Below are 24,128 nucleotides of genomic sequence, written 5' to 3'. Positions count from 1 at the left end.
GCGCCGCCGGACCGGCGTTGCGGCTACCGTGGCCCCGTGCACGTTGTGATCATGGGTTGTGGCCGGGTGGGTTCGACCCTGGCCAACAGCCTCGAGGACCGGAACCACACGGTGTCGATCATCGACAGCGAGCCCGATGCGTTCCGACGCCTGGGGCCCGCCTTCAACGGCGACAAGATCGCCGGGATCGGGTTCGACCAGGAGGTCCTGGAGAAGGCCGGCATCCGGCGTGCCGACGCGTTCGCGGCCGTCTCGAGCGGCGACAACTCCAACATCATCGCCGCCCGCGTGGCGCGCGAGACCTTCGGCATCCAGCAGGTCGTGGCCCGCATCTACGACCCGGGCCGTGCCGAGGTCTACCAGCGCCTGGGCATCACCACGGTGGCCACCGTGAAGTGGACCGCCGACCAGGTGCTGCGCCGGATCCTGCCCGCCGGGGCGGAGCCCGACTTCCGCGACCCCAGCGGCACCATCCGCGTCGACCACATCACGGTGCCGGAGATCTGGATCGGCAGCCGCACCATCGACCTGCAGATCCAGACCCGCAGCCGCATCGCGTGGATCGACCGGCTCGGCGAGGGCATGCTGCCGGTGCGCGAGACCGTGCTCCAGGAGGGCGACATGCTGCACCTGGTGATCCGCGAGGAGAACGCCGCCCACACCTACGAGCGGCTCGACAACGGCCCGGAGGAGAACTGATGCGCGTCGCCATCGCCGGAGCCGGCGCCGTGGGCCGCTCCATCGCCCGTGAGCTGATCACCAACGGCCACGAGGTCCTGCTGATCGACAAGAACGCCGGCTCGATCAAGCCCGAGCGCGTCCCCGGCGCCGAGTGGCTGCTGGCCGACTGCTGCGAGATGTCCTCGCTGCAGGAGGCGCGCCTCGAGCGCTGCGACGTGCTGATCTCGGCCACCGGTGACGACAAGGCCAACCTGGTCGCCTCGCTGCTGGCCAAGACCGAGTTCGGGGTGCCGCGCACCGTCGGTCGCGTCAACCACCCCAACAACGAGTGGCTCTTCAGCGAGGCCTGGGGCGTCGACGTCAACGTCTCGACCCCGCGCATCATGTCGGCGCTGGTCGAGGAGGCCGTCACGGTCGGTGACCTGGTGCGGCTCTTCACGTTCCGCCAGGGCAAGGCCAACCTCGTCGAGATGACGCTGCCGGCCGACTCGCCGTACGTCGGCAAGCCCAGCGGCCTGATCCCGCTGCCCGACAACTGCGCGCTGGTCACCATCCTGCGCGACGGGCAGGTCTACGTGCCCAGCGCCGAGCAGCCGGTGGAGTCGGGCGACGAGCTGCTGCTGGTGGTGCCGGCCGAGAAGGAGGACGAGCTCGAGCGGCTGCTCGCGCCCTCCACCCACGGCGGCTAGCCCCATCAGGTCGGCCAGGTCGGCCAGGTCGGCCAGGTCGGCTAGGCCTGCTGGTCGGCCGTCCGCTCGCGCTCGACGGGGGTGTGGTTGCGCCCCAGCACCCACATCATCGCCGCCAACGCGGCGAGCTGCAGGGGCCAGCCCAGCACGATCTTGAGCACGCCGAGGATCGCGATCGCGGTCTCCGCGGCGATCGCGTCGGACCACGCGCCCAGCCAGATCGGGCCCTGCACGACCACGCGCAGCACGCAGGGCGCGGCCAGCAGCCAGGTCAGGGTGCTGGTCAGGCGCACCACCTGCTTGTCGGAGTGCCAGGCGGTGGCGTCGCCGGTGACGCTGCCGACCATGAAGCCGACCAGCGGCCAGCCGACCAGCACGGTCAGCGACAGAACGACGGCGTACCCGCCGTTGTAGAGGATGCCGGGCAGGAAGTAGGCCAGCGCCTGCTCGTCCTCGCTGCCGCCGCGCCGGGCGGCCATGGTGACGAAGAACCAGCCGATCCCGATGCCGAACAGCGCGTTGAGGGCGAACTGGACCGTCGAGCGCTGCACCAGCCGCACGCCCAGCGCCAGCACGGCGGCGGCGACGCTGACGACCAGGGCGACCTGCAGCTGCTTGGTGCTGAGCCAGACCACGGTGAAGAGCAGGGTCGGCACGGCCGCCTCGACCATGCCGCGGCGCCCGCCGAGCGCCTTGGCCAGCTGGCTGCGCACGACCGACTCGACGGTCTCGACGTCGGGGGTGGCGGCGTTGCTCACGGGATCAGCTCGTATCGGGGGTTGTAGATGACACGGACGCCGTCCTGGGTGCCGATGCGGCCCTCCACGGAGATCGCGACGCCGGGGTTGATGCCGGCGATGCGGCGCCGGCCCAGCCACACGACCGTGATCGAGCCGGTGCCGTCGAAGAGCTCGGCCTCCAGCGCCGGCACGCCGCCGCGCGGGCGCAGCGTGACGGTGCGCAGGGTGCCGCGCAGGCGCACCCGCGAGCGGTCGGTCACGTCGGCGATGCAGTCGTTGCCCGGCTCGGTGTAGGTGCGGCGCAGGTCGCGCGCCTCCTGGTCGGAGCTGTTGGCCCACCGGCTGATGCTGCGCCGCAGGCGGCTCTTGTCGGGCATCGGTCCTCAGTCGTGGTCGTGGCCGAAGTGCGGGTGGTCGGTGGCGCGGCCGCGGTCGTCCTTGGTGCCCGGGGGCACCGCGGGGCCGACGCGGCGCGCGCCCTCGGGCAGCACCAGGTCGAGCGCCTCGCCGACGGGCATCGCGCCCTCGCCGCGCTCGACCCCGACCTGGGTCAGGGCGCTGAGCCACGGCTCGGCCACGTCGCTGCCGCGGGCGGGCGCGCCGATCAGGGTGGCGCGCAGCATCCAGCGGTTGCCGTTGACGCCCAGGATGCGCGAGAGCTGCTTGCCGGTGCGCCCGTCGGGCATGGTGCGGGTCAGCTCGCAGAGCAGCTCGGTGCCGTAGCGGCCCTCCTGCTCGGTGGCCGTGCCGCCGCGCTGGACCATGTCGGCCGCGATCTGCGGGCGCACGTCGCCCCACAGGTCGCCGCCACGGGGGGCGGCGAAGGCGCGCAGCTCGATGGCGCCGTCGGGGCCGGCGAGCAGCACGGCCTGGATCTCCTCGGTGGCCTCGTCGACCTGCAGCCGCAGCTCGAGGCCCTCGGGTACCACCACGAGCAGGGAGCCCAGGTCGATGCGCTGCTGGCCCTCGGGCAGCTCGGGGAGCTCGGCCGCGTCGAAGGGGCCCTCCGGGGGCGCCGCCGGCGTCTCCTGCGCAGCCTCGGCTGCCCCGGCGGACTCGGTGGCGTCGGACTTGCGGCGGAACTTCACGTGCGGGGCTCCTCGAGGATGGTCGGTGGTGTGGCGGGTGGGGGCGCCTCAGGTCGAGGCGAACCCACCTGTAGAACCGTAGCCCCCGTCGCCCCGGGGCGACGAAGGCAGCGCCTCGACCTCCACGAAGCGCGCCCGTTCGACCCGCTGCAGCACCAGCTGGGCGACCCGGTCGCCGCGGCGCAGCTCGACCGGCTCGCGGGGGTCGAGGTTGACCAGCAGCACCTTGACCTCGCCGCGGTAGCCCGCGTCGACGGTGCCGGGGGTGTTGACGATCGAGACGCCGTGGCGCGCGGCCAGGCCCGAGCGGGGGTGCACCAGCGCGACGTACCCGCTCGGGAGCGCCAGCGCGATGCCGGTCGGCACCAGGGCCCGCTCCCCCGGCTCCAGGCGCACGTCGACGGTGGTGAGCAGGTCGGCGCCGGCGTCGCCGGGGTGCGCGTACGCCGGCAGCGGCAGGTCGGCGTCGAGGCGGACCACCTGGACGGGCAGCTCGTGCGGGTCGGGGGCCTGGCCGGCGGGTGCGGGTACGGGTGCGGGGTCGCTCACGCACGGGACCCTAGGTCATCGCCCTCGGCGCCCGGGTGGGAGAATCGGGCCGTGGACGCGACCCCGACCTACCGCGAGCGACTCTCGGTGCCGCTGCGCTGGTGGGTGCAGGGCACGATGCTGGTCGCCAGCCTGTGGCTGGCGGTCATCGTGGCCGTGCCCGAGGCGCTGGCCTGGGCGATCACCGGTGTGGCCGTGGCGCTGCTGGCCGCGCTGATGCTGGGCTACGGCTCCCCCGTGATCAGCGTGGCCGACGGCGTGCTGCGCGCCGGCCGGGCCCGCATCGAGGTGCGGCACCTGGGCGCGGTGCAGGCGCTCGACGCCGAGGGCGCACGCCGTGCCGCGGGGGTCGAGGCCGACGCCCGCGCCTACCTGCTGCTGCGTCCCTACCGCAAGCGCGCGGTGCGCGTCGAGGTCACTGACCCCGCCGACCCCACGCCCTACTGGCTGCTGAGCAGCCGCCGCCCCGACGACCTCGCCGAGGTGCTGCGCACGGTCTCCCCCCGGGTGGCCCCGCCCTCCGGCAGCACTGGGTAGGGTCGCGCCCATGGCATCCGGTGGTGGCTCCAAGATCTGGTCCCTCATGTCGCTCGGCTCCTCGGTGGGCGCAGCGGTCGCGGCCCGCAAGGCGCTCGAGGCGTCCTGGAAGACGGCGGCGCGGCGCAAGCCCCCCGCCAACCCGGCCGACCCCGACGTCGACGTCTGGGAGGCGGTGACCTGGGCGCTGGCCACGGGCGCCGTCGCCTCGCTGGCGCGGATGCTGGCCCAGCGCCGGGCCGCGGAGTACTACACGCGCTCGACCGGCCACCTGCCGCCGCCGCTGCAGAAGGACGGCCAGTAGCGGACACCAGTAGAACGCCGAAGGCCCGGTCCCCGCAGGGGGGCCGGGCCTTCGTGGCGTGGTGCGGCTGCTCAGACGCAGTCGCGGCAGATCATCTTCTTCTCGTCGGCGAGCTGCGAGCGGTGGTGCACGAGGAAGCAGCTCATGCAGGTGAACTCGTCCTCCTGCTTGGGCTTCACCTCGACCGCGAGCTCCTCGTGCGACAGGTCGGCGCCGGGGAGCTCGAAGGACTCAGCGGCCTCGGTCTCGTCCTCGTCGACCTTGCCGGAGTTCTTGTCGTGGCGGCGAGCCTTGAGCTCCTCGATGCTCTCCTCGGACTGGTCTTCCTCGTTCTTGCGCGGTGCGTCGTAGTCGGTGGCCATCGTCGCCTCACTCCCCTCGTCGTCTCGTGTGCGTGATGCCTGGGTGGCGCCCCGTGAGTGTCGTCGGCGCCAGATTGTGCACCATGGCCGTCGACAGCGACACACCGGTCGGTGTCACGCGTCGTGAACAGCGGATGAGGTTGCGGTTATTCCCCGGCCGCGTAGCCGGCCTCGAGCACAAGCGCCCGCAGCTCCTCGAAGCTGCCCGCGGGCCCGCAGAGCAGCAGGTCGCGACCGCTGGCCCCCGTCATCAGCTCGGTCCTCGCACCCGCCGCCCGCGCCACCAGGGCGCCCGCGGCGTGGTCCCACAGGTGCACGCCCTCCTCGACGTAGGCGTCGAGGGTGCCCTCGGCGACGCCGCACAGGTCGAGCGCGCAGGAGCCCAGGCGGCGTACGTCGCGCACCCGGGGCAGCAGGTGCACCAGCGAGCGCGCCTGGCGCTCGCGCACGTCGGCGTCGTAGGAGAAGCCGGTCGCCACCAGCATCTGCGACAGCGGCGCGACCGGGCGTACGCCGACCGGTCGCCCGTCGCGGGTCGCGACCGGGCCGTGCGGGCCGACGTGGGCGGCGTACTCGACACCGGTGGCGACGTTGAGCACCACCCCGGCCACCACCTCGGGGCCGGCGTCGCCCTCCACCTCGGCCGCGATCGACACGGCGTACTGGGGCAGGCCGTAGAGGAAGTTGACGGTGCCGTCGATCGGGTCGACGACCCAGCGGACCCCGGAGGTGCCGGCGACGTCGTCGCCCTCCTCGCCGAGCACGGCGTCGTCGGGACGGGCCTGCAGCAGCAGCCGGCGGACCAGCGCCTCGCTGGCGCGGTCGGTCTCGGTGACGACGTCGACCGGGCTGGTCTTGGTGTCGGCCACGGCGACGTCGCCGGCCCGGTGCTCGCGCACCAGGGCGGCCGCCGCGCGCGCCACGTCGAGGGCGAGGTCGCGCAGGCCCTCGGCCTCCACTGCCCCGGAGGCGCTCACGCCCCGCGGCCGCACAGGGCCGGGCGCTCGGCGCGCGGGTTGGCGCAGCACCCCACGGGGCAGGCGTCCCACATCGGGCCGGTCTCGCCGACGGCGGCGCGGGCGACCTCCTCGCCCCGCTCGACGGTGGCCCGCTCGACCAGCAGGTCGCGCACGGTGGCCACGAAGCGCGGGTCGATGCCGGCGGTGGCCGCGCGGCGCACCGGCAGGCCGATCCGCTCGGCGGTCTCGACGGCCTCGGTGTCGAGGTCGTAGATGACCTCCATGTGGTCGGAGACGAAGCCGACCGGCACCATCACCACGGCCGGCACGCCCTGCTCGCGCAGCGCCTCGAGGTGGTCGTTGATGTCGGGCTCGAGCCACGGCACGTGCGGGGAGCCGCTGCGCGAGCAGAAGACGAGGTCGTGCTCGTGGGTGGTGCCGGTCTCGGCGGCCACCTTCTCGGTGACCACGCGGGCCACGTCGCGGTGCTGGGCGACGTAGGCGCCCCCGCCCTCGTAGGTGGCCTCGGGGTCGCCGCTGTTCTCGTTCATGGCGGTGGGGATCGAGTGGGTCACGAAGACCAGGCGCGCCCCGGCGCGCACGTCGTCGGGCAGGTCGGCCAGGGCCGCCAGGGTCGCGTCGACGTTGGGCTCCACGAAGCCCGGGTGGTTGAAATAGTGGCGCAGCTTGTCGAGGTGCACCGGCGCGCCCTCGACACCGCCGGGCAGCGCGTCGACGGCGTCGTAGAGGTTCTCGCGGTACTGCCGGCACGACGACCACGACGAGTAGGCGCTGGTCACGAAGCAGGCCGCTCGCGTGACGCCGTCGTCGGCCATCTGCTGCAGCGTCTCGGAGAGGTAGGGGTCCCAGTTGCGGTTGCCCCAGTAGACCGGCAGGTCGACGCCGTGCTCGGCGAGGTCGGCCTCGATCGCGGCCTTGAGCTCGCGGCACTGGTCGTTGATCGGCGAGCGCCCGCCGAAGAGGTGGTAGTGCTTGCCCACCTCCTCCAGGCGCTCGCGCGGGATCCCCCGGCCGCGGGTCACGTTCTCGAGGAACGGCACGACGTCGTCGGGACCCTCCGGACCGCCGAAGGAGACCAGCAGGAGCGCGTCGTAGGGGTGCACGTCGGGAGTGGCCATGACGACATCGTAGGGAGGGCCCCCATCACCCCCCGCAATCGATTCGCCGGGCGGTGAGGAGCGGGCTTACGCTCCGCTCGGATGTTCACGTCGTACGCCCGCGTGCTGGGCCGTCCCGGTGCCCTGCGGTTCAGCCTCACCGGGATGTTCGCGCGCCTGCCGATCAGCATGGTCGGTCTCGGCATCGTGCTGCTGGTCGAGGCCTCCACCGGCTCCTACGGCCTGGCCGGCGCCGTGTCGGCGGCGTACATGCTGGCCAACGCGCTGCTGGCCATCGCCCAGGGCCGTCTGGTCGACCGGCTCGGCCAGGCACCCGTGCTGGCCGCGGCCAGCGTCGTCTTCGGGCTGGCCCTGACCACGCTGATCTGGTCGGTGCAGGCCGGGTGGCCTGTGGCAGCGACGTACGCCGCCGCGGCGCTGGCCGGTGCGAGCCTGCCGCAGATCGGCTCGTGCGTGCGGGCGCGCTGGTCGCACGTGCTCGACGCGCCGGCCGACGTGCAGACCGCCTTCGCGCTCGAGGCCGTCGTCGACGAGGCCTGCTTCATCCTCGGCCCGATCCTGGTCACCGTGCTCGCCACGGCGGTGCACCCGGTGGCCGGCCTCGGCTCCGCGATGGTCTTCGGCACCCTCGGCGGGCTGCTCTTCGCCGCCCAACGCGGCACCGAGCCGCCGCCGCAGCCGCACGACCGCCACACCGGGCCGCGCCCCCCGCTGCCGTGGCGCACGCTGGTGCCGCTGGCGGCCGTCTCGGGCATGCTCGGGGTGCTCTTCGGCGCCGCCGAGGTCACCACCATCGCGTTCGCCGACGAGCAGGGCAGCCGCGCGTGGGCCGGGCCGCTGCTGGCGCTGTGGGCGCTGGGCAGCCTGGTCGCCGGGGTGGTGTCGGGCGCGGTGATCTGGCGCGCGGGCCCGGCCACCCGGCTGAAGTGGGGCGCGTTCGCGATGGCGGCGGCGATGGCGCCGCTCCCCCTCGTAGGGTCGGTGCCGGTGATGGGCCTGGTGCTGCTCGTGGGTGGCGCCGCGATCGCGCCGACGATGATCGCGACCATGTCGCTGACCGAGGCCACGATGCCGCGCAGCCGGCTCACCGAGGGCATGTCGGTGGTGCAGACCGGGCTGGTGGCCGGCGTCGCGCCCGGGGCCACGCTCTCAGGGCTGGTCGTCGACGCCGCGGGTGCCTCGACGGCCTACCTGCTGCCGCTGGGCGCCGGCCTGCTGGCGGTGCTCGCGGCGCAGACCATCACTTCCGGTGCGGGTCGCGCAGGATCCTGATCCCGGCCCAGGCCGCGAGCGGGACGAGCACGAGCAGGGCGACCACGGTCCACAACGTCATGTCCCCATTGTGTCATCGCACCGGGCGCTAGCGTCCCACCCATGTGGCGCAACTGGTCGGGCACCGAGTCGGCGCACCCCGTGCGGGTGGCCGAGCCCCGCGGCACCGACGACGTGCTCGCCCTGGTGCGCCGGGCCCGTGAGGAGCGCACGACGCTGAAGATGGTCGGCACCGGCCACAGCTTCACCGGCATCGCCGCGCCCGAGCACACGATGCTCTCCCCCGGCGCGATGAGCGGCGTGCTGGGCGTCGACCGCGACGCGATGACGGTGACCGCGCTGGCGGGCACGCCGCTGCACGTCCTCAACGCCACCCTCGAGGGACTGGGCCTGAGCCTGCACAACATGGGCGACATCGCCGAGCAGACCCTGGCCGGGGCGGTCTCGACCGGCACCCACGGCACGGGCGGCGTCGCGGCCGGCCTGGCCGCGCAGGTGGTCGGCCTCGAGATGGTCACCGGCGCCGGCGAGGTGCTGCGCGCCGACGCCGAGCAGCACCCCGACGTGCTGGCCGTGGCCCGGCTCGGGCTGGGGGCGCTCGGGGTGCTGACCACGCTCACGTTCGCGGTCGAGCCGCTCTTCGTCCTCGAGGCGCACGAGCGTCCCCTGGGCTGGGACGAGGCGCTGGAGTCCTTCGACGACCTGGTCGCGGCCCACCACCACGTCGACCTCTACTGGTTCCCGCACACCGACAGGGTCCAGGCCAAGTGCAACGACCGGCTCGACGTGGCCCTCGACGACGCCCGGCCGCTGCCCCGCTGGCGGCACCGGCTCGACGACGACCTGCTGCAGAACACCGTCTTCGGCGCCCTGACCGCCGCCACGGCCCGGGTGCCCGCCGCGGTGCCGCCACTCAACCGGCTCAGCTCGGCGCTGCTCTCCGAGCGCACCTACAGCGACGTGCCGCACCGGGTCTTCACCGCCCGCCGGTCGGTGGTCTTCCGCGAGATGGAGTACGCCGTGCCGCGCGAGGCCGGGGTGGCGGCGCTGCGCGAGGCGCGGGCCGCGATCGAGGCCTCGGGGCTGCGGATCAGCTTCCCGGTGGAGGTCCGGGCGGCCCCCGCCGACGACGTGCCGCTCTCGACCGCGGCCGGGCGCGACACGACGTACCTCGCCTTCCACACGCACCGCTCGGTGCCGCACGAGGAGTACTTCGCGCTGCTCGAGCCGATCCTGCGCGCCCACGACGGGCGACCGCACTGGGGCAAGCTGCACACCCGCACCGCCGCCGACCTGGCCCCCGCCTACCCGCGCTTCGAGGAGTTCCTGGCGATGCGGGACCGGCTCGACCCCGACCGGGTGCTCACCAACGCCTACCTGCGCCGCGTGCTGGGCGACTGACCCGGTGCCGGCAGCGGGTCAGACGCTGGCCGAGCCCCGTGGCAGCGGCGCCTGCCAGTCGCGCCAGACCGCCAGCAGCCGCCACGCCAGGCAGACCGTGGCGCCGGTCAGCGCGGCCACCACCACCGGCAGACCGCCACGCTCCATCAGCACCGCCACCATCGCCCCGGCCAGGGCGGGGGTCGCGTAGAGCTCGCCGCGGAAGATGATCGGCACCCGGCCCGCCAGCACGTCGCGCACCATCCCGCCGCCGATGCCGGTGACCATGCCGAGCAGCGCCGCGGGCAGCGGGCCGAGCCCGTAGTCGACAGCCTTCAGGGCGCCGGCGACGCAGAAGAGCGCCAGGCCGAAGGCGTCGAAGACCGTGACCAGCCGTTCCATCCGGCCCAGCGTCGGGTGGAAGGCGAAGGTCAGCAGCCCCGCCCCCACCGGCACCAGGAGGTAGCGCCAGTCGGCCAGGGCCGCGGGCGGGGTGGCGTCGATGAGCACGTCGCGCAGGAACCCGCCGCCCAGGCCGGTGGTGCCGGCCAGGACGAGGACCGCGAAGAGGTCGAGCTCCTTGCGCACCGCCACCAGGGCTCCGGAGATCGCGAAGACGAAGATGCCCACGAGGTCGAGGACGACGAGGGTGGGAGCGGGCTCGACAGGTGGCACCCGGCGAGGCTACCCACGACCCGCTGGTCCGAGGGCACGGCGTCCACTGTCGGGACCCTCTGCTGGCGTAGGCTCAGGACAGCTGTCGGCACGTCGCCGGCACCGGTGATCGAGGAGGTGGACCTGAGATGGTGCACCTGACCCTCGCGGGGGTGAGCGAGGACGGGAAGCGCCTGCTCATGGTCGACGACACCGGTGTCGAGCACGACCTCGACGTCGACGCCAGGCTCCGGGCCGCCCTGCGCGGCGAGACCTCACGACTCGGCCAGTTGGAGATGACAATGGACAGCGTCCTGCGACCGCGCGACATCCAGGCACGGATCCGGTCGGGCGAGAGCCCCGAGGCCGTGGCCGAGGCGGCCCAGACCAGCGTCGACAAGATCATGCCGTACGCCGGCCCGGTGCTCGCCGAGCGCGAGCACGTGGCCCAGCGGGCCCAGCGCAGCTCGGTGCGGCGCACCGCCGGCGCCGACGGCGTGCGCACCCTCGGCGAGGCCGTCGAGGCGCACCTGCGCGCCGAGCAGGTCGGGCCCGACGTGGTCGCCTGGGACGCCTGGCGCCGCGAGGACGGGCGCTGGACGCTGACCGCCGAGTTCGAGACCCGGCCGCGCTCGGGCCTGGCCCACTTCACCTACGACATGCCGGGCAACTACGTGCAGCTCGACGACGAGGACGCGCGCTGGCTGGTGGGCGAGGTCATCGCCACCGCCACCCTGGCCGCGCCGCTCGACGACCTGCAGCAGGCCCGCGCCCGGCGCCGCGTCTCCCTCGATGACGAGGAGCTCCCGCTGGGCGAGGACGCCATCGGCATGGTCTCCCCCGAGCCCCAGCCGGAGCCGGAGCCCGCGATGGACACCGAGCCCGAGCCGGAGCCCGCGGTCGAGCCGGAGCCGGTCGCCGAGGCCGACCCCGAGCCCGAGCCGCAGCCCGAACCCCCGGTGCGTCGACCGGTCCGCAAGAGCCGTGGCCGGGCCTCGGTGCCGAGCTGGGACGAGATCATGTTCGGCGGCGGCAAGCAGGAGTAGCCGCTCGCGACCCTCCCGCCCGCGGTGCCGGGCGAGTACTGTCCGGCCATGTCCTACTTCGTGACCGGCGCCACCGGGTTCATCGGCCGCTTCCTGGTGGAAGAGCTGCTCGACCACCGCGAGGGCGAGGTCTTCGTGCTGGTGCGCGAGGGCTCGCTGCACCGCATGGAGGCGCTGGTCCGGCACTGGGGCACCGACCGGGTCGTCCCCGTCGTGGGCGACCTGTCGACCGAGGCGCTCGGGGTCGACCCCGCGTGGGTCGCCGAGCACCGCGGCGAGATCGAGCACTTCTTCCACCTCGCCGCGGTCTACGACATGACCGCCTCCGACGCCACCAACGAGGCGATGAACGTCGGCGGCACCCGGCACGCGCTGGCGCTGGCCGCCGATCTCGAGGTCGGCTGCTTCCACCAGGTCAGCTCGGTGGCGGCCGCCGGCGAGCACCGCGGCGCCTTCGACGAGACGATGTTCGCCGAGGGCCAGCACCTGCCCTCGCCCTACCACCGCACCAAGTACGAGTCCGAGCGGATCGTGCGCGAGGAGGGCACGGTGCCCTGGCGGGTCTACCGGCCCTCGATCGTGGTCGGCGACTCCGAGACCGGCGCGATGGACAAGGTCGACGGCCCTTACTACTTCTTCGGGCTGATGAAGACCATGCGCGACGTGCTGCCGGCCTGGCTGCCGCTCGCGGGCGTCGACATGGGCGACACCAACGTGGTGCCGGTCGACTACGTGGCCCGCGCCATGGACCACCTGGCCCACCTGCCCGGCCGCGACGGCGAGGCCTTCCACCTGGTCAACCCCGAGCCGCAGCCGGTCGTCGACATGATCAACGCCTTCTGCGCCGCCGCCGGGGCCCCGACCTTCGCGACCGGTCTCGACCGTGGCCTGACCCGCCGCCTGCCGCGGGCCCTCCAGCCCGCCGGGCTCCTCGGGGCGGTGGGCAAGGTGACGCCGCTGCAGGCCGCGCTCGACCTGGTGACCAGCCGCGTCGGCGTACCGGCCGAGGTGCTGGCGCACACGAGCTTCACCGCCGTCTTCGACTCCCGGCGCACCGAGCGGGCGCTCGCGGGCTCCGGCATCGCGGTGCCCGACCTCGAGTCCTACGCCCGCACGCTCTACTCCTACTGGGAGGAGCACCTCGACGAGACGACGGCGCGCGACCCGCGCATCCGCGCGGTGCTGCAGGGCAAGCACGTCGTCATCACCGGCGCCTCCTCCGGCATCGGCCAGGTCACCGCCCACAAGGTCGCCCAGGCCGGCGGTGTGCCGGTGCTGGTCGCGCGCGGCAAGGACAAGCTCGAGGAGGTGCGGGCGGCCATCGAGATGCGCGGCGGCCAGGCGCTGGTCTACCCCTGCGACCTCTCCGACCTCGAGGCGATCGACCGGTTGTGCGAGCAGCTGGCCGCCGAGGTGCCCTCGATCGACTTCGTGGTCAACAACGCGGGGCGCTCGATCCGGCGCTCGCTGCGGCTCTCGCACGACCGCTTCCACGACTTCGAGCGCACCATGCAGCTCAACTACTTCGGCGCGATCCGCCTGGTGATGGGGCTGCTGCCCACCATGCAGGCCCAGCAGCGCGGCCACGTGGTCAACGTCAGCTCCATCGGCGTGCAGACCAACCCGCCCCGGTTCTCGGCCTACGTCGCCTCGAAGTCGGCGCTCGACTCGTGGAGCAACGTGGTGGCCTCCGAGCTGGTCGGCGACGGGATCACTTTCACCGGCATCCACATGCCGCTGGTGCGCACTCCGATGATCGCGCCGACCAAGATCTACGACAAGTTCCCCACGATCTCACCGGCGCAGGCCGCCGACCTGGTGGTCGAGGCGATGGTCGGGCGCCCCCACGAGATCAACACCCTGCTCGGCAACGTCGGGGCGGTGATGCACACGGTGGCGCCCAAGGCAACCTTCCGGCTGCTCAACATGGCCTACCACGTCTTCCCCGACTCGGCCGCGGCCAAGGGCGAGGGCGGCACCCGTGAGTCGGAGCAGATCATGCTGGCCAAGATCTTCAAGGGCGTGCACTGGTAGGCCCGGCTCAGCCCCGTTCGACCGGGCGAGACGGGTCGGCGCTCCACTCGCTCCACGAGCCCGGGTAGAGCGCGGCGCGGATGCCGGCCACCTCCATCGCCAGCACGTCGTGGCAGGCGTTCACCCCCGAGCCGCAGTACGCCGCGACGTCGGCGCCGGGCTCGACGCCGGCCGCGGCGTAGAGGGCCCGCAGCGTGGCGGCGTCGCGGAAGGTGCCGGCAGCGGTCAGGTTGGTGCTGGTCGGCACGTTGACGGCGCCGGGCACGTGGCCCGCGACCGGGTCCAACGGCTCGACCTCGCCGCGGTAGCGCTCGGGGGCCCGGGCGTCGACGAGCACGTCGACGTCGAGGACGCCGTCGAGGGCGACCACCGGCATCCGCCCCGGCCGTGCGGTGAAGCCGCCCGGGGTCGGGACGACCGGGCCGGTCTCGGCGGCACCGCCCGCGGCCAGCCACGCCGACCAGCCGCCGTCGAGCACCCGCACGTTGGTGTGGCCGTGGTGGCGCAGCAGCCACCACGCGCGCCCGGCCGCCAGCCCCGACCAGTCGTCGTACACGACCACGGGCCGCCCGTCGTCGACGCCGAGACGGCGCATGGCGGCCTCGAAGTCCTCGGTGGCCGGCAGCGGGTGGCGCCCACCCCCGTCGGGGGTGCTGGCCGGCGGGGCGGCCAGGTCGGTGTCGAGGTCGACGTACGCCGCCCCCGGCAGGTGGCCGGCGGCGTGCTCCTCGGGGCCGGCCGGGCCCCCGAGGCGGTAGCGGACGTCGAGGAGCGTGACCTCGGGGGCGTGCGGGTCGTCGAGGAGTCCGCGGAGCACCGGGACGCTGATGAGGGGGCTGCTCATGGCGCCCATCGTGCCGCACCGGCACGGGCGTGAGAGGATCGCGCCCCGTGGCCGAACTGCACTTCTTCACCGGGACCATGGACTCGGGCAAGAGCACCCTGGCGCTCCAGACGAACCACAACCACGCCGCCCGCGGGCGGCAGGGACGGATCTTCGTCACCCGCGACCGGGCGGGCCAGGGACGCATCTCCAGCCGCCTGGGCCTGACCCACGAGGCCCTCGAGGTCGACGCCGACTTCGACTTCTGGCGCCACGTCGTCGACAGCCTGACCCAGGGCACCCGCATCGACTACGTGATCTGCGACGAGGCGCAGTTCTACACCCGCGACCAGGTCGACCAGCTGGCCAAGATCGTCGACGAGCTGCAGATCGACGTCTTCGCCTTCGGGATCCTCACCGACTTCCGCACCGAGCTCTTCCCGGGCTCGGGGCGCCTCGTCGAGCTGGCCGACCGGATGAACGTGCTGCAGGTCGAGGCGCTGTGCTGGTGCGGCAAGCGCGCCACCCACAACGCCCGCACCGAGAACGGCGTGATGGTCACCGAGGGCGAGGTCGTCGTCGTGGGTGACGTCGAGGACGTCGAGGGGCCGGAGCCCACCTCCGACGCAGACGCCGACGTGGCCTACGAGGTGCTCTGCCGCCAGCACCACCGGCGCCGGCTCACCGCGGCCCGGGCGAAGGCGGTCTCCCTCGCGCCCGAGCCGCTGCCGTTCGGCTGAGCCCCTCGGCCCCGGCGCTCACAGCCTGCTGAGGTGCTCCTCCATGCTGGCCGCGACCTTGTCGGCCAGCACCTTCAGGCCGGCCGGCATCAGCGGCTCCGCCAGCTTCGCGGCACCCTGGGGGTCGAACTCGGCGTGGTAGGTGACCGACGTGCGCCCGTCGCGCTCCTCGAAGGTGATGGTGTCGAGCAGCTGGATCGAGCCGGCGTCGCCCTTGAGCTGGAAGGTGTGCGGGGCGTCGTACCGGGTGACGGTGTAGTCGACCTCCTGCTCGGAGCCGAGGAGCTTCGAGACGTTGTGGTAAGTCGTCCCGACTCCCCCGTCGCCGCTGGTGCGCTCGGTGCTGACCGAGGGCGGGTCCCACTCCTCGCTGTTGCGGAAGTCGCTGAGGTAGTCCCAGACCTTCTGGATCGGCTGGTCGACGGTGACGGTGCGCTCGACTGACGGCACGGTGTGCTCCCTTGGTGGTGGTTGCCTGTCCACCTCATCGGTACCCGCGCCGGCTCGCCCCGCGTCCACCCCCGCGGGTGACCGGCCGTAGGGTGCGCGGGTCGAGAGGAGCCGCAGTGTTCGGTGGACACAAGCAGAGACCGGCCGCGGAGCTGTGGGCGGAGTGGTCGCGTGAGCTCAGCCTGGAGGCCGTCGAGCTCGTGGCTGGGCGACGGGTGGTCGCGCGCGTCGATCACGAGGGCGTGCTGCTGGTGGCCCGCGACCTGTTCGTCGCCTGGGCGCACCTGGGCTTCGCCGACGGCTCCGACCCCGACCCAGGGCTGCTCCTCCCGAAGATGCCGGGCACCCTCACCCTGACGGTGTCGCGGCCCTGGTGGGCCGAGCACATCGCCGGGCTGACCGGCAGGCCCCGCCGACGCGCCGAGCGGGAGCTCAAGCACGGCTGGGCGCGCCCGAAGGTGCCCGTGGTGTCCCGCGAGGCCGTGCCGGTCGAGACGTTCGCTGAGTGGTTGAGCGCCGAGGCCGTCACCCGCGCCCCGCTCCCCGACCGGTTCTGCCTCTCGCCGGACCCGGAGACGTCGGTGTCCGACCGCGACACCAACCGACCCGTCCCCCTCGACCGGCTGCCGATCAGCCACACCCTGCGCGACCGGATCACGGCGTGGGGCGCCGCCGCCGGCGAGGTGCCCGAGGAGCAGCGCATCCTCGAGACGACCTGGGAGCCGTTCTGGACCGAGGGGCGTCCCCTGGCGGCAGACCTCGAGACGGAGACCGGCCGGTCGGCCGCGGTCTGGGCGGACTGCCCCGACGTGCCCTGAGCCGGCGTACGGCGGGTGGCGGCACCGCGAACCTGTCAGGGAAGTCCTGCGCTTGATGGGTGTTGCAACCCCTGACATGCGCCGGAGTCCCCGGCCGGCCGGGGACTCATGCAGCGGCCGGCAGACGCGTCAGTCGACCAGGACCGGGATCAGCATCTCCTCGGGCGTCAGCGAGCCGTGCAGGCCCACCAGGCGGGCCTCGTAGGCCCAGTCGACGCTGGAGATGACCGCGGCGTCGTCGTGGCAGGCGACCAGCACGTCGCCGATGCGCGGGCGCACCGTGGAGGAGACCTCGCCGAACCAGCCGAGGGCGGTGGCCTCCTCGCGGGTCAGCACCTCCGCCTTGTCGCCGAGCACCGAGCGCCAGGTGGCCAGCACGTCGTCGACGGCCCCGCGCTGGCAGTAGAGCTGGCGGAAGCGGGCCTCGCCGCCGAAGAGCACCAGCCCGTCGCGCAGCTCGTGCACGGTGTCGACGTCGACGCGCGCCTCGGGCGGGGAGTCGACCATGCCGTGGTCGGCGACCACGACGAGGCGCGTGGAGGGCGGCAGCGCCTCGCGCAGCTGCTCGGCCTCGTGGTCGATCATCGCGAGCTGCTGGAGCCACTCGCTCGAGGCCACGCCGTGCCGGTGGCCGGTCCAGTCGAGGTCGCCGTCGTAGAGGTAGGTCAGCGACGGCGCGTGGTCGGAGGCGGCCACGGCCGCGGCGATCCGCTCCCCCACCTTGTCGGCGCCCACGAAGTCGGCGCCCCGGTGCGCGGCCAGGGTGAGCCCGCTGGAGGCGAAGTCGCGCTTGTTCACAACGCTCACCGCCACCCCGCGCTCGCGCAGCCGCGCGAAGACCGTCGGGTGCGGCTGCCACTCGGCGGGGTCGACGTCCTTGGGCCACATCAGCGCGTTCAGCAGCCGCTCGGTGCCCGGCACCCGCGAGGTGAACCCGACGACGCCGTGCGCCCCCGGCGGCAGGCCGGTGCCGAGCGAGGTCAGGCTGGTCGCGGTCGTCGACGGCACCCCGGCCGTCGCGGCCGGCGCGGCGCTGCGCAGCGACGACAGGTACGGCGCCACGTGGGCGTAGCGCTCCAGCAGCCGTGCCCCGAGCCCGTCGACCAGGAACACCACGTACGCCGGCGCCTCGGGCAGCACCAGCCCCTCGTGCGCCGCGCCCTCGAGGCGCACCCCCAGGGCGGCGCCGACCGCGGGCACCACGTCGGCCAGCGACCGGTCGCCGTACCCGGGCTGGAGGAACGTCACGGCGCCGAGGGCGCCTGGTGCGTGCGCGAGGAGAGCGACTCGGCGAAGGCGAGCAGCCCGGCCACGGCGTCCTTGCCGTCGGCGGCGGCCGAGACCCGCAGCGAGAAGTCGTCGGGGGCCAGCACGCCGGTGTAGCCGTGGTCGGCGTCGCACTCGGGGTCGCTGCAGCCGGCCGGCTCGAGGTCGACCCGGCTCACCCCGCCCCAGCCGATCGTCATCACGGCCTCGGCCGGGTGGCCCGGGCCCGAGGTCGGGTTGGCGACCATCCGGGTCACCACCACCGAGCGCACCGCGCTGAGCCGGATCGCCTCGGTGGAGGTCGAGGTGTAGGGCTCGGGCAGCAGGTCGTCGCCGGTGTGCTCGTCGGTGTGGGCCAGCACCAGCCGGGTCGGGGTCAGCACCACCACCGACAGGTGCCGGCGGACCTCGTCGTGCTCGAAGGTCGGCTCGTGGTGGACGAAGAACGAGACCACCTGCTCGCCGGCCACGGCGGCCTGGACGCCCTCGCCGACCACCTCCGGGTAGTAGCCGGTGCGGTCGATCGCGGCGCGCAGCTCGCGCAGGCGGTCGCGGTCGTCGGTGCGGGCGCGCATGCTCAGAACTCGTATCCGAAGGCGGTGACGTCGCGGGCGAAGGCCGCCTCGACGCGACGGGCCATCTCGTCGGTGTACTCGCTGCGGTAGCGCGTGTCGCGGCCGCCGAGCTCGGGGCCCGCCTTGTAGTCGGGGCGGGTGCGGTCGATGTTGACGCTCTTCAGCGGCTCCCACGGGATGTCGAAGCGGGCCTGCACGGCGCGCAGGTCGGCCTCGAGGCTCTCCTGGCGCCCGATCATGTCGGCGCGGCGCGTCTTGGTGGCCAGGTAGCGCCACTGCGGCGTCTGCAGCCGGGAGAACTCGTCGAGGCCCTTCATGATGAAGGCCTCGAAGTCGGGGCAGGTCTCGGCGACCGAGCGGATGAACTGGTTCTTGCGGTCCAGGCGGCGCTCGCCGTCCTGCTCGGAGTCGCGGAAGCGCTCGACCATCCGGAACCACGACAGCATCCGCGCCCACGGGTTGCGCACGATCCCGAAGGTCCAGTACGTCGACAGCTCGGGCTCGGCGCGCAGGATCTGGCCCAGCGTGCCGTGCCGGTCGACGCCCTTGACCTGGCGGGCGTCGGGCAGGACCTCCGTGAGCCGGTTGTGGATGGTCGACCCACCGGTCTTCTGCACGTGCACGAAGAGCAGGCGCGCGCTGTCAGAGATCACCATGACCACGGAGCATACGGGTAGGACGACCTCAGCTCGGAATGGTGTCTCCCGGCTGCGAGGGCATCCGCCGCACGAACCAGTCGGAGCGCGCGTCGGCGGCCGGCTCGACCCGCGCCGAGGCGTCGAGGACCGTCGATCCCGACGGCCCTGCCAGCACCAGGCCGAGCTCGAGCGCGGAGAGCTGGGGCATGTCGTTCTGCAGCTGCGAGACCCGGCCGATCAGCCTCTCGACCTCGCCGACGTCGACGACCTCGCTGCCCCGGTAGCCGAAGAGCATCGGGCTGGCCTTCACCTCGCGCACCATCGCGGCGGCGTCGCGGGTGCCCAGCGGCGGGATCCGGTAGGCCCGGTCACCGAGCAGCTCGGTGAGCGGCCCGGAGATGCCGAAGGAGACCACCGGCCCGAAGAGCGGGTCCTCGATGCTCGAGATCGACACCGGCACCCCGGGCGGGGCGGTGCCCTGCACCAGGAACGCGTCGGTGAGGTCCTCCTCGCCCACCAGGGCCGACAGCGAGGCCCAGGCGTCGCGCATCTGGTTGACGCCGTCGATGTTGCGCCACACGTGGGCCAGGTCGGGCCGCTCGCGCAGGTGGTCGGCGGTCGCCTTGAGCACCACGTCCCAGCCCAGCTCGGCGCCGGCGGCGTTGGCCTCGCCGAGGCTGCTCACGATGCGCGAGGGCCACAGGTCGATGTCGTAGGCCGCCAGCAGCGCCCGCAGGTCGTCGCGACCCAGCTCGGCACCCTGGGGGTGCTCGGCGAGCACCCGGTTGACGATGCCGCGCGCGGTGTCGTCGTCGGCGCCCGCGGGGTCCAGGGGCGGGCCGTCGGGGGTGCGCAGCCACACGGCGTAGTCCACGACGCGGGCCAGCGCCCGCACCGCGGCTTCGACGGCGGGGTACGACGGCACCGAGCCGCGCCCGGCGGTGGAGCCGGCCACGTCGGGCACCCGCAGCAGCTCGGGCACGCCCTCGACGCCCAGGAAGGTGGAGACCAGCGGCTTGTCGGACTGCTCGCCGATCGCGGCCAGCACGTTGGCGACCTCCTCGCCGCTGACGTTGAGCGGCGGGGTGTAGACGGCCACCACGGAGTCGACATCGGGGTCGTCGATGGCGGCGTCGAGGGCGTCCTCGAAGTCCTCGGCGGTCGCCTCGGCGCCCAGCGGCACCGACTTGTTGACCACCAGCCCGACCGCGGCCGCGGCGTCGGCGGCCAGCAGGCCCAGCGCGTCGGAGTTGCCGACGATCGCCACGCGGCGCCCGCGCGGCAGCGGCTGGTGGGCCACCAGCTGGGCGACGTCGAACATCTCGTCGAGGGTGTCGACCTGGATGATCCCGGCCTGGCGGAACATCGCGTCGACCGCGGCCGGCGGGGCGGCGATCTTGCGCACCGCGTGACCCATCGGCACGCCCTGGGTGGTGCGCCCCGAGCGGACCGCGATGATCGGCTTGCGCAGCGAGACCCGTCGCGCGATCCGCGAGAACTTGCGCGGGTTGCCGATCGACTCCAGGTAGAGCAGCACGACCTCGGTGGAGTCGTCCTCCTCCCAGTACTGCAGCAGGTCGTTGCCCGAGACGTCGGCGCGGTTGCCGGCGCTGACGAAGGTCGACAGGCCCAGGCCCCGGTTCTGCACCTTCTCGAGGATCGCCGAGCCGAGCGCGCCGGACTGGCAGAAGAAGCCGGCCCGCCCGCGCGGCGGCATCACCGAGGACAGCGAGGCGTTGATGGAGACACCCGGGTCGGTGTTGATGACGCCCAGGCAGTTGGGCCCGATCAGGCGCAGGCCGTAGGAGCGCGAGAGCCCCACCAGCCGCCGCTGGCGCTGGCGGCCCTCCTCGCCGGTCTCGGCGAAGCCGCTGGAGATCACCACCAGCCCGTGCACGCCCTTGGCCGCGCAGTCGAGCACGACGTCCTGCACCGCGTCGGCGGGGACCGCCACGATCGCGACGTCGACGTGGTCGGGGATGTCGCCCACGCTCGTGTACGCCGGCAGGCCCGACACCGCGCCGGCCGACGGGTTCACGGCGTACACGCGCCCGGTGAAGTCGCCCATCACCAGGTTGCGCACCAGGGTCTGGCCGATCGTGTCCTGGCGGCGCGAGGCGCCGATGATGGCCACCGAGCGGGGGTTGAAGAACTTCTCGATCGAGGCGGACTCGGCGCGGTGCTCGCGGTCCTGCATCACCCCCATCGCGGTGTCGGTGGCATCGATCGGGAACTCGAGCTGGATGACGCCGTCCTCGAACTCGCTGGCCACCCGGTAGCCGGCGTCGCGGAAGGTCTGGATCATCCGGGAGTTGTCGGGCAGCACCTCGGCGGTGAACTTCTCCAGCCCGCGCTCGCGACCGGCCTGGGCCAGGTGCTCCAGCAGCAGCTGGGCGATGCCGCGCCCCTGGTGCTGGTCCTCGACCAGGAACGCGACCTCGGCCTCGCCGGTGCGGACCCGGTCGTAGCGGCCCACCGCGATCATCCGGTCGGCCAGCACCAGCACCAGCGCGACCCGGTCGTGGTGGTCGACGCGGGTGAAGCGCTGCACGTCGCGGTCGGAGAGCCGCGGCATCGGGGAGAAGAAGCGGTAGTACTTCGAGCGGTCCGAGACCCGGCTGTAGAACTCGACGAGCCGCTCGGCGTCGTCGGGGCGGATCGGCCGGATGTGCGCGGTGCGCCCGTCGCGCAGCAGGACGTCGGCCTCCCAGTGCCGTGGGGCCCCGGGAGCCGCGGGCTCGGTGGAGGTCTCGATGTCGTCCTGCTGGGGGCCGCCGCTCACGAGAGGAGAATCTACCGAAGACCACCGACCGGCGTGCCCGGGCGCGCAGCCCGGACGCCTCCGGGGAGAATGGGCCCATGGCCAAGGGTTCCACCAAGCAGCCGCTGCCCGACGACTTCGAGGAGCACATCCTCGACATCGACGTCGGCGACGAGATGCGCAGCTCGTTCCTGGAGTACGCCTACTCCGTCATCTACTCCCGGGCGCTGCCCGACGCGCGCGACGGCCTCAAGCCCGTGCAGCGCCGGATCCTCTACACGATGAGCGAGATGCGGCTCTTCCCCGACCGCGGGCACGTCAAGAGCGCGCGCGTGGTGGGCGAGGTGATGGGTCGCCTGCACCCCCACGGCGACTCCGCGATCTACGACGCCCTGGTGCGCACCGCCCAGTCGTGGTCGATGCGGCTGCCCTTCATCGACGGGCACGGCAACTTCGGCTCGCCCGACGACTCCCCCGCCGCCATGCGCTACACCGAGTGCCGGATGGCCCCGCCGGCGGTGGCGATGACCGCCTCGATCGACGAGGACACCGTCGACTTCAAGCCCAACTACGACTCGCGCGAGACCGAGCCGACGGTGCTGCCGTCGGCGATCCCCAACCTCGTGGTCAACGGCACCACCGGCATCGCGGTCGGCATGGCCACCAACTGCGCCCCCCACAACCTCGTCGAGGTCGTCCAGGCGCTGCGCCACCTGATCATCCACCCGGGTGCCGGCATCGACGACCTGATGCGCTTCATCCCCGGCCCCGACCTGCCCACCGGCGGCAAGATCGTGGGCCTCGACGGCATCCGCGACGCCTACGAGACCGGGCGCGGCACCTTCAAGATGCGCGCCACCGCCCGCATCGAGACCATCGGGCGGCGCAAGGCCATCGTGGTCACCGAGATGCCCTACGGCGTGGGCACCGAGAAGATCGTGGAGCGGATCAAGACCCTGGTGCAGGCCAAGAAGGTCCAGGGCATCGCCGACATCAAGGACCTCACCGACCGCGAGCACGGCCTGCGGCTGGTGATCGAGGTCAAGAACGGCTTCGTGCCCGAGGCGCTGCTCGAGCAGCTCTACCGCCAGACCCCGCTCGAGGACTCCTTCGGCATCAACAACGTCGCGCTCGTCGACGGCCAGCCCCGCACCCTGGGGCTCAAGGAGATGCTGGAGGTCTTCCTGGGCCACCGCTACGACGTCGTACGCCGCCGCTCGCAGTTCCGCCGCACCAAGAAGGCCGAGCGCCTGCACCTGGTCGAAGGCCTGCTGGTGGCGCTGCTCGACATCGACGAGGTCATCCAGGTCATCCGCACCAGCGACGACGCCGGCGCCGCCCGGGAGCGGCTGACCACGGTCTTCGAGCTCTCGGTGGCCCAGGCCGACTACATCCTCGAGATGCAGCTGCGCCGCCTGACCCGCTTCAGCCGCATCGAGCTGGAGAAGGAGCAGGAGCAGCTGCGCGGCGAGATCGAGGCGCTCGACGCGATCCTGGCCGACGACCAGCTGCTGCGCGAGGTGGTCTCCGACGAGCTGGCCGAGGTCGCCAAGACCTACGGCACCCCGCGGCGCACCGTGCTGCTGGAGTCGGCCGGCACCCCGGCCGCCGCGGCGGCCACGCCGCTGGAGGTCGCCGACGACCCGTGCTTCGCGTTCCTCTCCTCCACCGGCCTGCTGGCGCGCTCCTCGAGCGCCGAGGCGCCGGGCGTGGGCGGCGGACGCACCAACCACGACGTGGTCGTCTCCGCGGTGGCCACCACCGCGCGCGCCGAGGTCGGCGTGCTGACCAGCCGCGGGCGGCTGCTGCGCCTGACGGTGCTCGACCTGCCGACCATCCCGGCCTCGGCCAACGACCCCAACCTGCAGGGCGGGGTGCCGCTCAGCGAGCTGCTCACCCTCGACGCCGGCGAGCGGGCGCTGTCGCTGTGCACCCTGGCCACCGACGGCCCCGGCCTGGCCCTGGGCACCCGGCAGGGCGTCGTGAAGCGGGTCAACCCCGAGGTGCTCAACCGCGACGACTGGGAGGTGATCGGGCTCAAGGACGGCGACGAGGTCGTCGGCGCCGCCGAGCTGGTCACCGGCCAGGAGACGCTGTGCTTCGTCAGCACCGACGCCCAGCTGCTGCACTTCTCCGCCGACGCGGTGCGTCCCCAGGGCCGCTCCGGCGGCGGCATCGCCGGCATCCGGCTCACCGAGGGCCAGTCGGTGCTGTGGTTCGGCGTCGTCGACCCGGCCGCGCCGGAGGGCACGGTGCTGGTCACCGCCTCCGGCTCCTCCACCGCCCTGCCGGGCACCGAGGTGGGCGCGATCAAGGTGACGCCGTTCGACGAGTACCCCGCCAAGGGCCGCGCCACCGGCGGCGTGCGCTGCCACCGCTTCCTCAAGGGCGAGGACGCGCTGGTGCTGGCCTGGGCCGGCACCGCCCCCGCCCGCGGGGCCGCGGCCAGCGGCGCGCCGGTCGAGCTGCCCGCCGCGACCGGGCGCCGCGACGGCTCCGGGGTGCCCGGCTCGCAGGCCGTTGCGGCGTGCGCCGGTCCGGTCGCGCTGCGCGTCCCGGCCAACGCCGCAGACGTGCCCGCGGTCGAGCCGACCGTTGCCGACGATGTGCAAGGCTGAGTGAC

General features: G+C 73.5%; 25 protein-coding genes. 11 read left to right on the top strand and 14 right to left on the bottom strand.

Annotation, left to right across the window (positions count from 1 at the left end; genetic code table 11):
• Window positions 1-51: 51 nt before the first annotated feature.
• Both QWJ41_RS05170 and QWJ41_RS05165 read left to right on the top strand, forming a co-directional pair.
• Complete coding sequence (locus QWJ41_RS05170) at window positions 52-699, top strand: potassium channel family protein (protein ID WP_439117308.1); 648 nt, start codon at window positions 52-54, stop codon at window positions 697-699.
• The gene (locus tag QWJ41_RS05165; protein WP_302706174.1) at window positions 699-1,370 is read left to right on the top strand and encodes a potassium channel family protein; all 672 of its coding nucleotides are present in this window, start codon (window positions 699-701) and stop codon (window positions 1,368-1,370) included. The genes QWJ41_RS05170 and QWJ41_RS05165 overlap by 1 nt, the downstream gene beginning before the upstream one ends.
• 41 nt (window positions 1,371-1,411) lie before the next feature.
• Here QWJ41_RS05165 and QWJ41_RS05160 read toward each other — a convergent pair whose 3' ends face one another.
• The 4 genes from QWJ41_RS05160 to dut are packed head-to-tail and all read right to left on the bottom strand — an operon-like array spanning window position 1,412 to window position 3,690.
• Window positions 1,412-2,128, bottom strand: coding sequence for a DUF3159 domain-containing protein (locus QWJ41_RS05160; protein WP_302706172.1), 717 nt, complete (start codon window positions 2,126-2,128; stop codon window positions 1,412-1,414).
• On the bottom strand, window positions 2,125-2,487 hold the full coding sequence (locus tag QWJ41_RS05155; RefSeq protein ID WP_302706170.1) for an OB-fold nucleic acid binding domain-containing protein: 363 nt from the start codon (window positions 2,485-2,487) through the stop codon (window positions 2,125-2,127). Before QWJ41_RS05155 ends, QWJ41_RS05160 begins: the two co-directional genes overlap by 4 nt.
• 6 nt (window positions 2,488-2,493) lie before the next feature.
• Window positions 2,494-3,198 (bottom strand): DUF3710 domain-containing protein, encoded by a 705-nt coding sequence (locus QWJ41_RS05150; protein ID WP_302706169.1) that lies wholly within the window; start codon window positions 3,196-3,198, stop codon window positions 2,494-2,496.
• Between the two features lie 48 nt (window positions 3,199-3,246).
• Window positions 3,247-3,690 (bottom strand): dUTP diphosphatase, encoded by a 444-nt coding sequence (gene dut, locus QWJ41_RS05145; protein ID WP_302706356.1) that lies wholly within the window; start codon window positions 3,688-3,690, stop codon window positions 3,247-3,249.
• A 108-nt stretch (window positions 3,691-3,798) separates the two neighbouring features.
• Between dut and QWJ41_RS05140 the strand changes: the two genes are divergently transcribed.
• The gene (locus QWJ41_RS05140; protein ID WP_302706167.1) at window positions 3,799-4,284 is read left to right on the top strand and encodes a DUF3093 domain-containing protein; all 486 of its coding nucleotides are present in this window, start codon (window positions 3,799-3,801) and stop codon (window positions 4,282-4,284) included.
• Between the two features lie 10 nt (window positions 4,285-4,294).
• Window positions 4,295-4,588, top strand: coding sequence for a DUF4235 domain-containing protein (locus tag QWJ41_RS05135; protein WP_302706166.1), 294 nt, complete (start codon window positions 4,295-4,297; stop codon window positions 4,586-4,588).
• A gap of 71 nt (window positions 4,589-4,659) precedes the next feature.
• Here the strand turns inward: QWJ41_RS05135 and QWJ41_RS05130 are convergent, their stop codons facing one another.
• From QWJ41_RS05130 to QWJ41_RS05120, 3 genes are all read right to left on the bottom strand, one after another.
• Window positions 4,660-4,950, bottom strand: coding sequence for a DUF4193 domain-containing protein (locus tag QWJ41_RS05130; protein WP_179616771.1), 291 nt, complete (start codon window positions 4,948-4,950; stop codon window positions 4,660-4,662).
• Window positions 4,951-5,096: 146 nt separating this feature from the next.
• A complete protein-coding gene (locus QWJ41_RS05125; protein ID WP_302706163.1) occupies window positions 5,097-5,927 on the bottom strand; it encodes an inositol monophosphatase family protein in 831 nt (276 codons plus the stop codon).
• Window positions 5,924-7,048: a ferrochelatase gene (locus QWJ41_RS05120; protein WP_302706161.1), complete on the bottom strand. Its 1,125-nt coding sequence runs from the start codon at window positions 7,046-7,048 to the stop codon at window positions 5,924-5,926. Before QWJ41_RS05120 ends, QWJ41_RS05125 begins: the two co-directional genes overlap by 4 nt.
• 81 nt (window positions 7,049-7,129) lie before the next feature.
• Between QWJ41_RS05120 and QWJ41_RS05115 the strand changes: the two genes are divergently transcribed.
• Together QWJ41_RS05115 and QWJ41_RS05110 are read left to right on the top strand one after the other, a co-directional pair.
• Window positions 7,130-8,320, top strand: coding sequence for an MFS transporter (locus tag QWJ41_RS05115; RefSeq protein WP_302706160.1), 1,191 nt, complete (start codon window positions 7,130-7,132; stop codon window positions 8,318-8,320).
• Window positions 8,321-8,422: 102 nt separating this feature from the next.
• Complete coding sequence (locus QWJ41_RS05110; protein ID WP_302706159.1) at window positions 8,423-9,721, top strand: D-arabinono-1,4-lactone oxidase; 1,299 nt, start codon at window positions 8,423-8,425, stop codon at window positions 9,719-9,721.
• Between the two features lie 18 nt (window positions 9,722-9,739).
• On the opposite strand, the gene QWJ41_RS05105 is transcribed toward QWJ41_RS05110, so the two are convergent.
• Window positions 9,740-10,375 carry a trimeric intracellular cation channel family protein gene (locus QWJ41_RS05105; protein WP_302706157.1) on the bottom strand — a complete coding sequence of 212 codons (636 nt, stop codon included), beginning with the start codon at window positions 10,373-10,375 and terminating at the stop codon, window positions 9,740-9,742.
• Window positions 10,376-10,503: 128 nt separating this feature from the next.
• On the opposite strand from QWJ41_RS05105, the gene sepH reads away from it, so the two are divergent.
• Window positions 10,504-11,400, top strand: a complete 897-nt coding sequence (gene sepH, locus QWJ41_RS05100) for a septation protein SepH (RefSeq protein WP_302706155.1) — start codon at window positions 10,504-10,506, stop codon at window positions 11,398-11,400.
• A gap of 48 nt (window positions 11,401-11,448) precedes the next feature.
• A complete protein-coding gene (locus QWJ41_RS05095; protein ID WP_302706153.1) occupies window positions 11,449-13,434 on the top strand; it encodes an SDR family oxidoreductase in 1,986 nt (661 codons plus the stop codon).
• Window positions 13,435-13,441: 7 nt separating this feature from the next.
• On the opposite strand, the gene QWJ41_RS05090 is transcribed toward QWJ41_RS05095, so the two are convergent.
• A complete protein-coding gene (locus QWJ41_RS05090) occupies window positions 13,442-14,278 on the bottom strand; it encodes a sulfurtransferase (RefSeq protein WP_302706152.1) in 837 nt (278 codons plus the stop codon).
• Window positions 14,279-14,325: 47 nt separating this feature from the next.
• Between QWJ41_RS05090 and QWJ41_RS05085 the strand changes: the two genes are divergently transcribed.
• On the top strand, window positions 14,326-14,997 hold the full coding sequence (locus tag QWJ41_RS05085; protein WP_302706150.1) for a thymidine kinase: 672 nt from the start codon (window positions 14,326-14,328) through the stop codon (window positions 14,995-14,997).
• Window positions 14,998-15,015: 18 nt separating this feature from the next.
• Here the strand turns inward: QWJ41_RS05085 and QWJ41_RS05080 are convergent, their stop codons facing one another.
• Window positions 15,016-15,447 carry an SRPBCC family protein gene (locus QWJ41_RS05080; RefSeq protein ID WP_302706149.1) on the bottom strand — a complete coding sequence of 144 codons (432 nt, stop codon included), beginning with the start codon at window positions 15,445-15,447 and terminating at the stop codon, window positions 15,016-15,018.
• A gap of 116 nt (window positions 15,448-15,563) precedes the next feature.
• Between QWJ41_RS05080 and QWJ41_RS05075 the strand changes: the two genes are divergently transcribed.
• A complete protein-coding gene (locus QWJ41_RS05075) occupies window positions 15,564-16,265 on the top strand; it encodes a hypothetical protein (RefSeq protein WP_302706148.1) in 702 nt (233 codons plus the stop codon).
• 129 nt (window positions 16,266-16,394) lie between these two features.
• Here the strand turns inward: QWJ41_RS05075 and QWJ41_RS05070 are convergent, their stop codons facing one another.
• From QWJ41_RS05070 to QWJ41_RS05055, 4 genes are read right to left on the bottom strand one after another with little or no spacing between them, the layout of a single operon-like run.
• Window positions 16,395-17,513 carry an alkaline phosphatase family protein gene (locus tag QWJ41_RS05070; protein WP_302706146.1) on the bottom strand — a complete coding sequence of 373 codons (1,119 nt, stop codon included), beginning with the start codon at window positions 17,511-17,513 and terminating at the stop codon, window positions 16,395-16,397.
• Window positions 17,510-18,106, bottom strand: coding sequence for a DUF5998 family protein (locus QWJ41_RS05065; protein WP_302706144.1), 597 nt, complete (start codon window positions 18,104-18,106; stop codon window positions 17,510-17,512). The genes QWJ41_RS05070 and QWJ41_RS05065 overlap by 4 nt, the downstream gene beginning before the upstream one ends.
• Window positions 18,107-18,108: 2 nt before the next feature.
• Window positions 18,109-18,762 carry a sulfotransferase family 2 domain-containing protein gene (locus tag QWJ41_RS05060; protein ID WP_302706142.1) on the bottom strand — a complete coding sequence of 218 codons (654 nt, stop codon included), beginning with the start codon at window positions 18,760-18,762 and terminating at the stop codon, window positions 18,109-18,111.
• A 28-nt stretch (window positions 18,763-18,790) separates the two neighbouring features.
• Window positions 18,791-21,526 carry a bifunctional acetate--CoA ligase family protein/GNAT family N-acetyltransferase gene (locus QWJ41_RS05055; protein ID WP_302706140.1) on the bottom strand — a complete coding sequence of 912 codons (2,736 nt, stop codon included), beginning with the start codon at window positions 21,524-21,526 and terminating at the stop codon, window positions 18,791-18,793.
• Between the two features lie 77 nt (window positions 21,527-21,603).
• Here QWJ41_RS05055 and QWJ41_RS05050 point away from each other — a divergent pair, with 77 nt between their 5' ends.
• Window positions 21,604-24,123, top strand: coding sequence for a DNA gyrase/topoisomerase IV subunit A (locus QWJ41_RS05050; RefSeq protein ID WP_302706138.1), 2,520 nt, complete (start codon window positions 21,604-21,606; stop codon window positions 24,121-24,123).
• The last annotated feature ends 5 nt before the right edge of the window (window positions 24,124-24,128 follow it).

This window comes from Nocardioides cremeus (assembly GCF_030518195.1).
In the GTDB taxonomy this organism is placed as follows: domain Bacteria; phylum Actinomycetota; class Actinomycetes; order Propionibacteriales; family Nocardioidaceae; genus Nocardioides; species Nocardioides cremeus.
The sequence above is the reverse complement of the archived record's forward strand: the minus strand, read 5'-3'. Positions and strand labels throughout refer to the sequence as shown.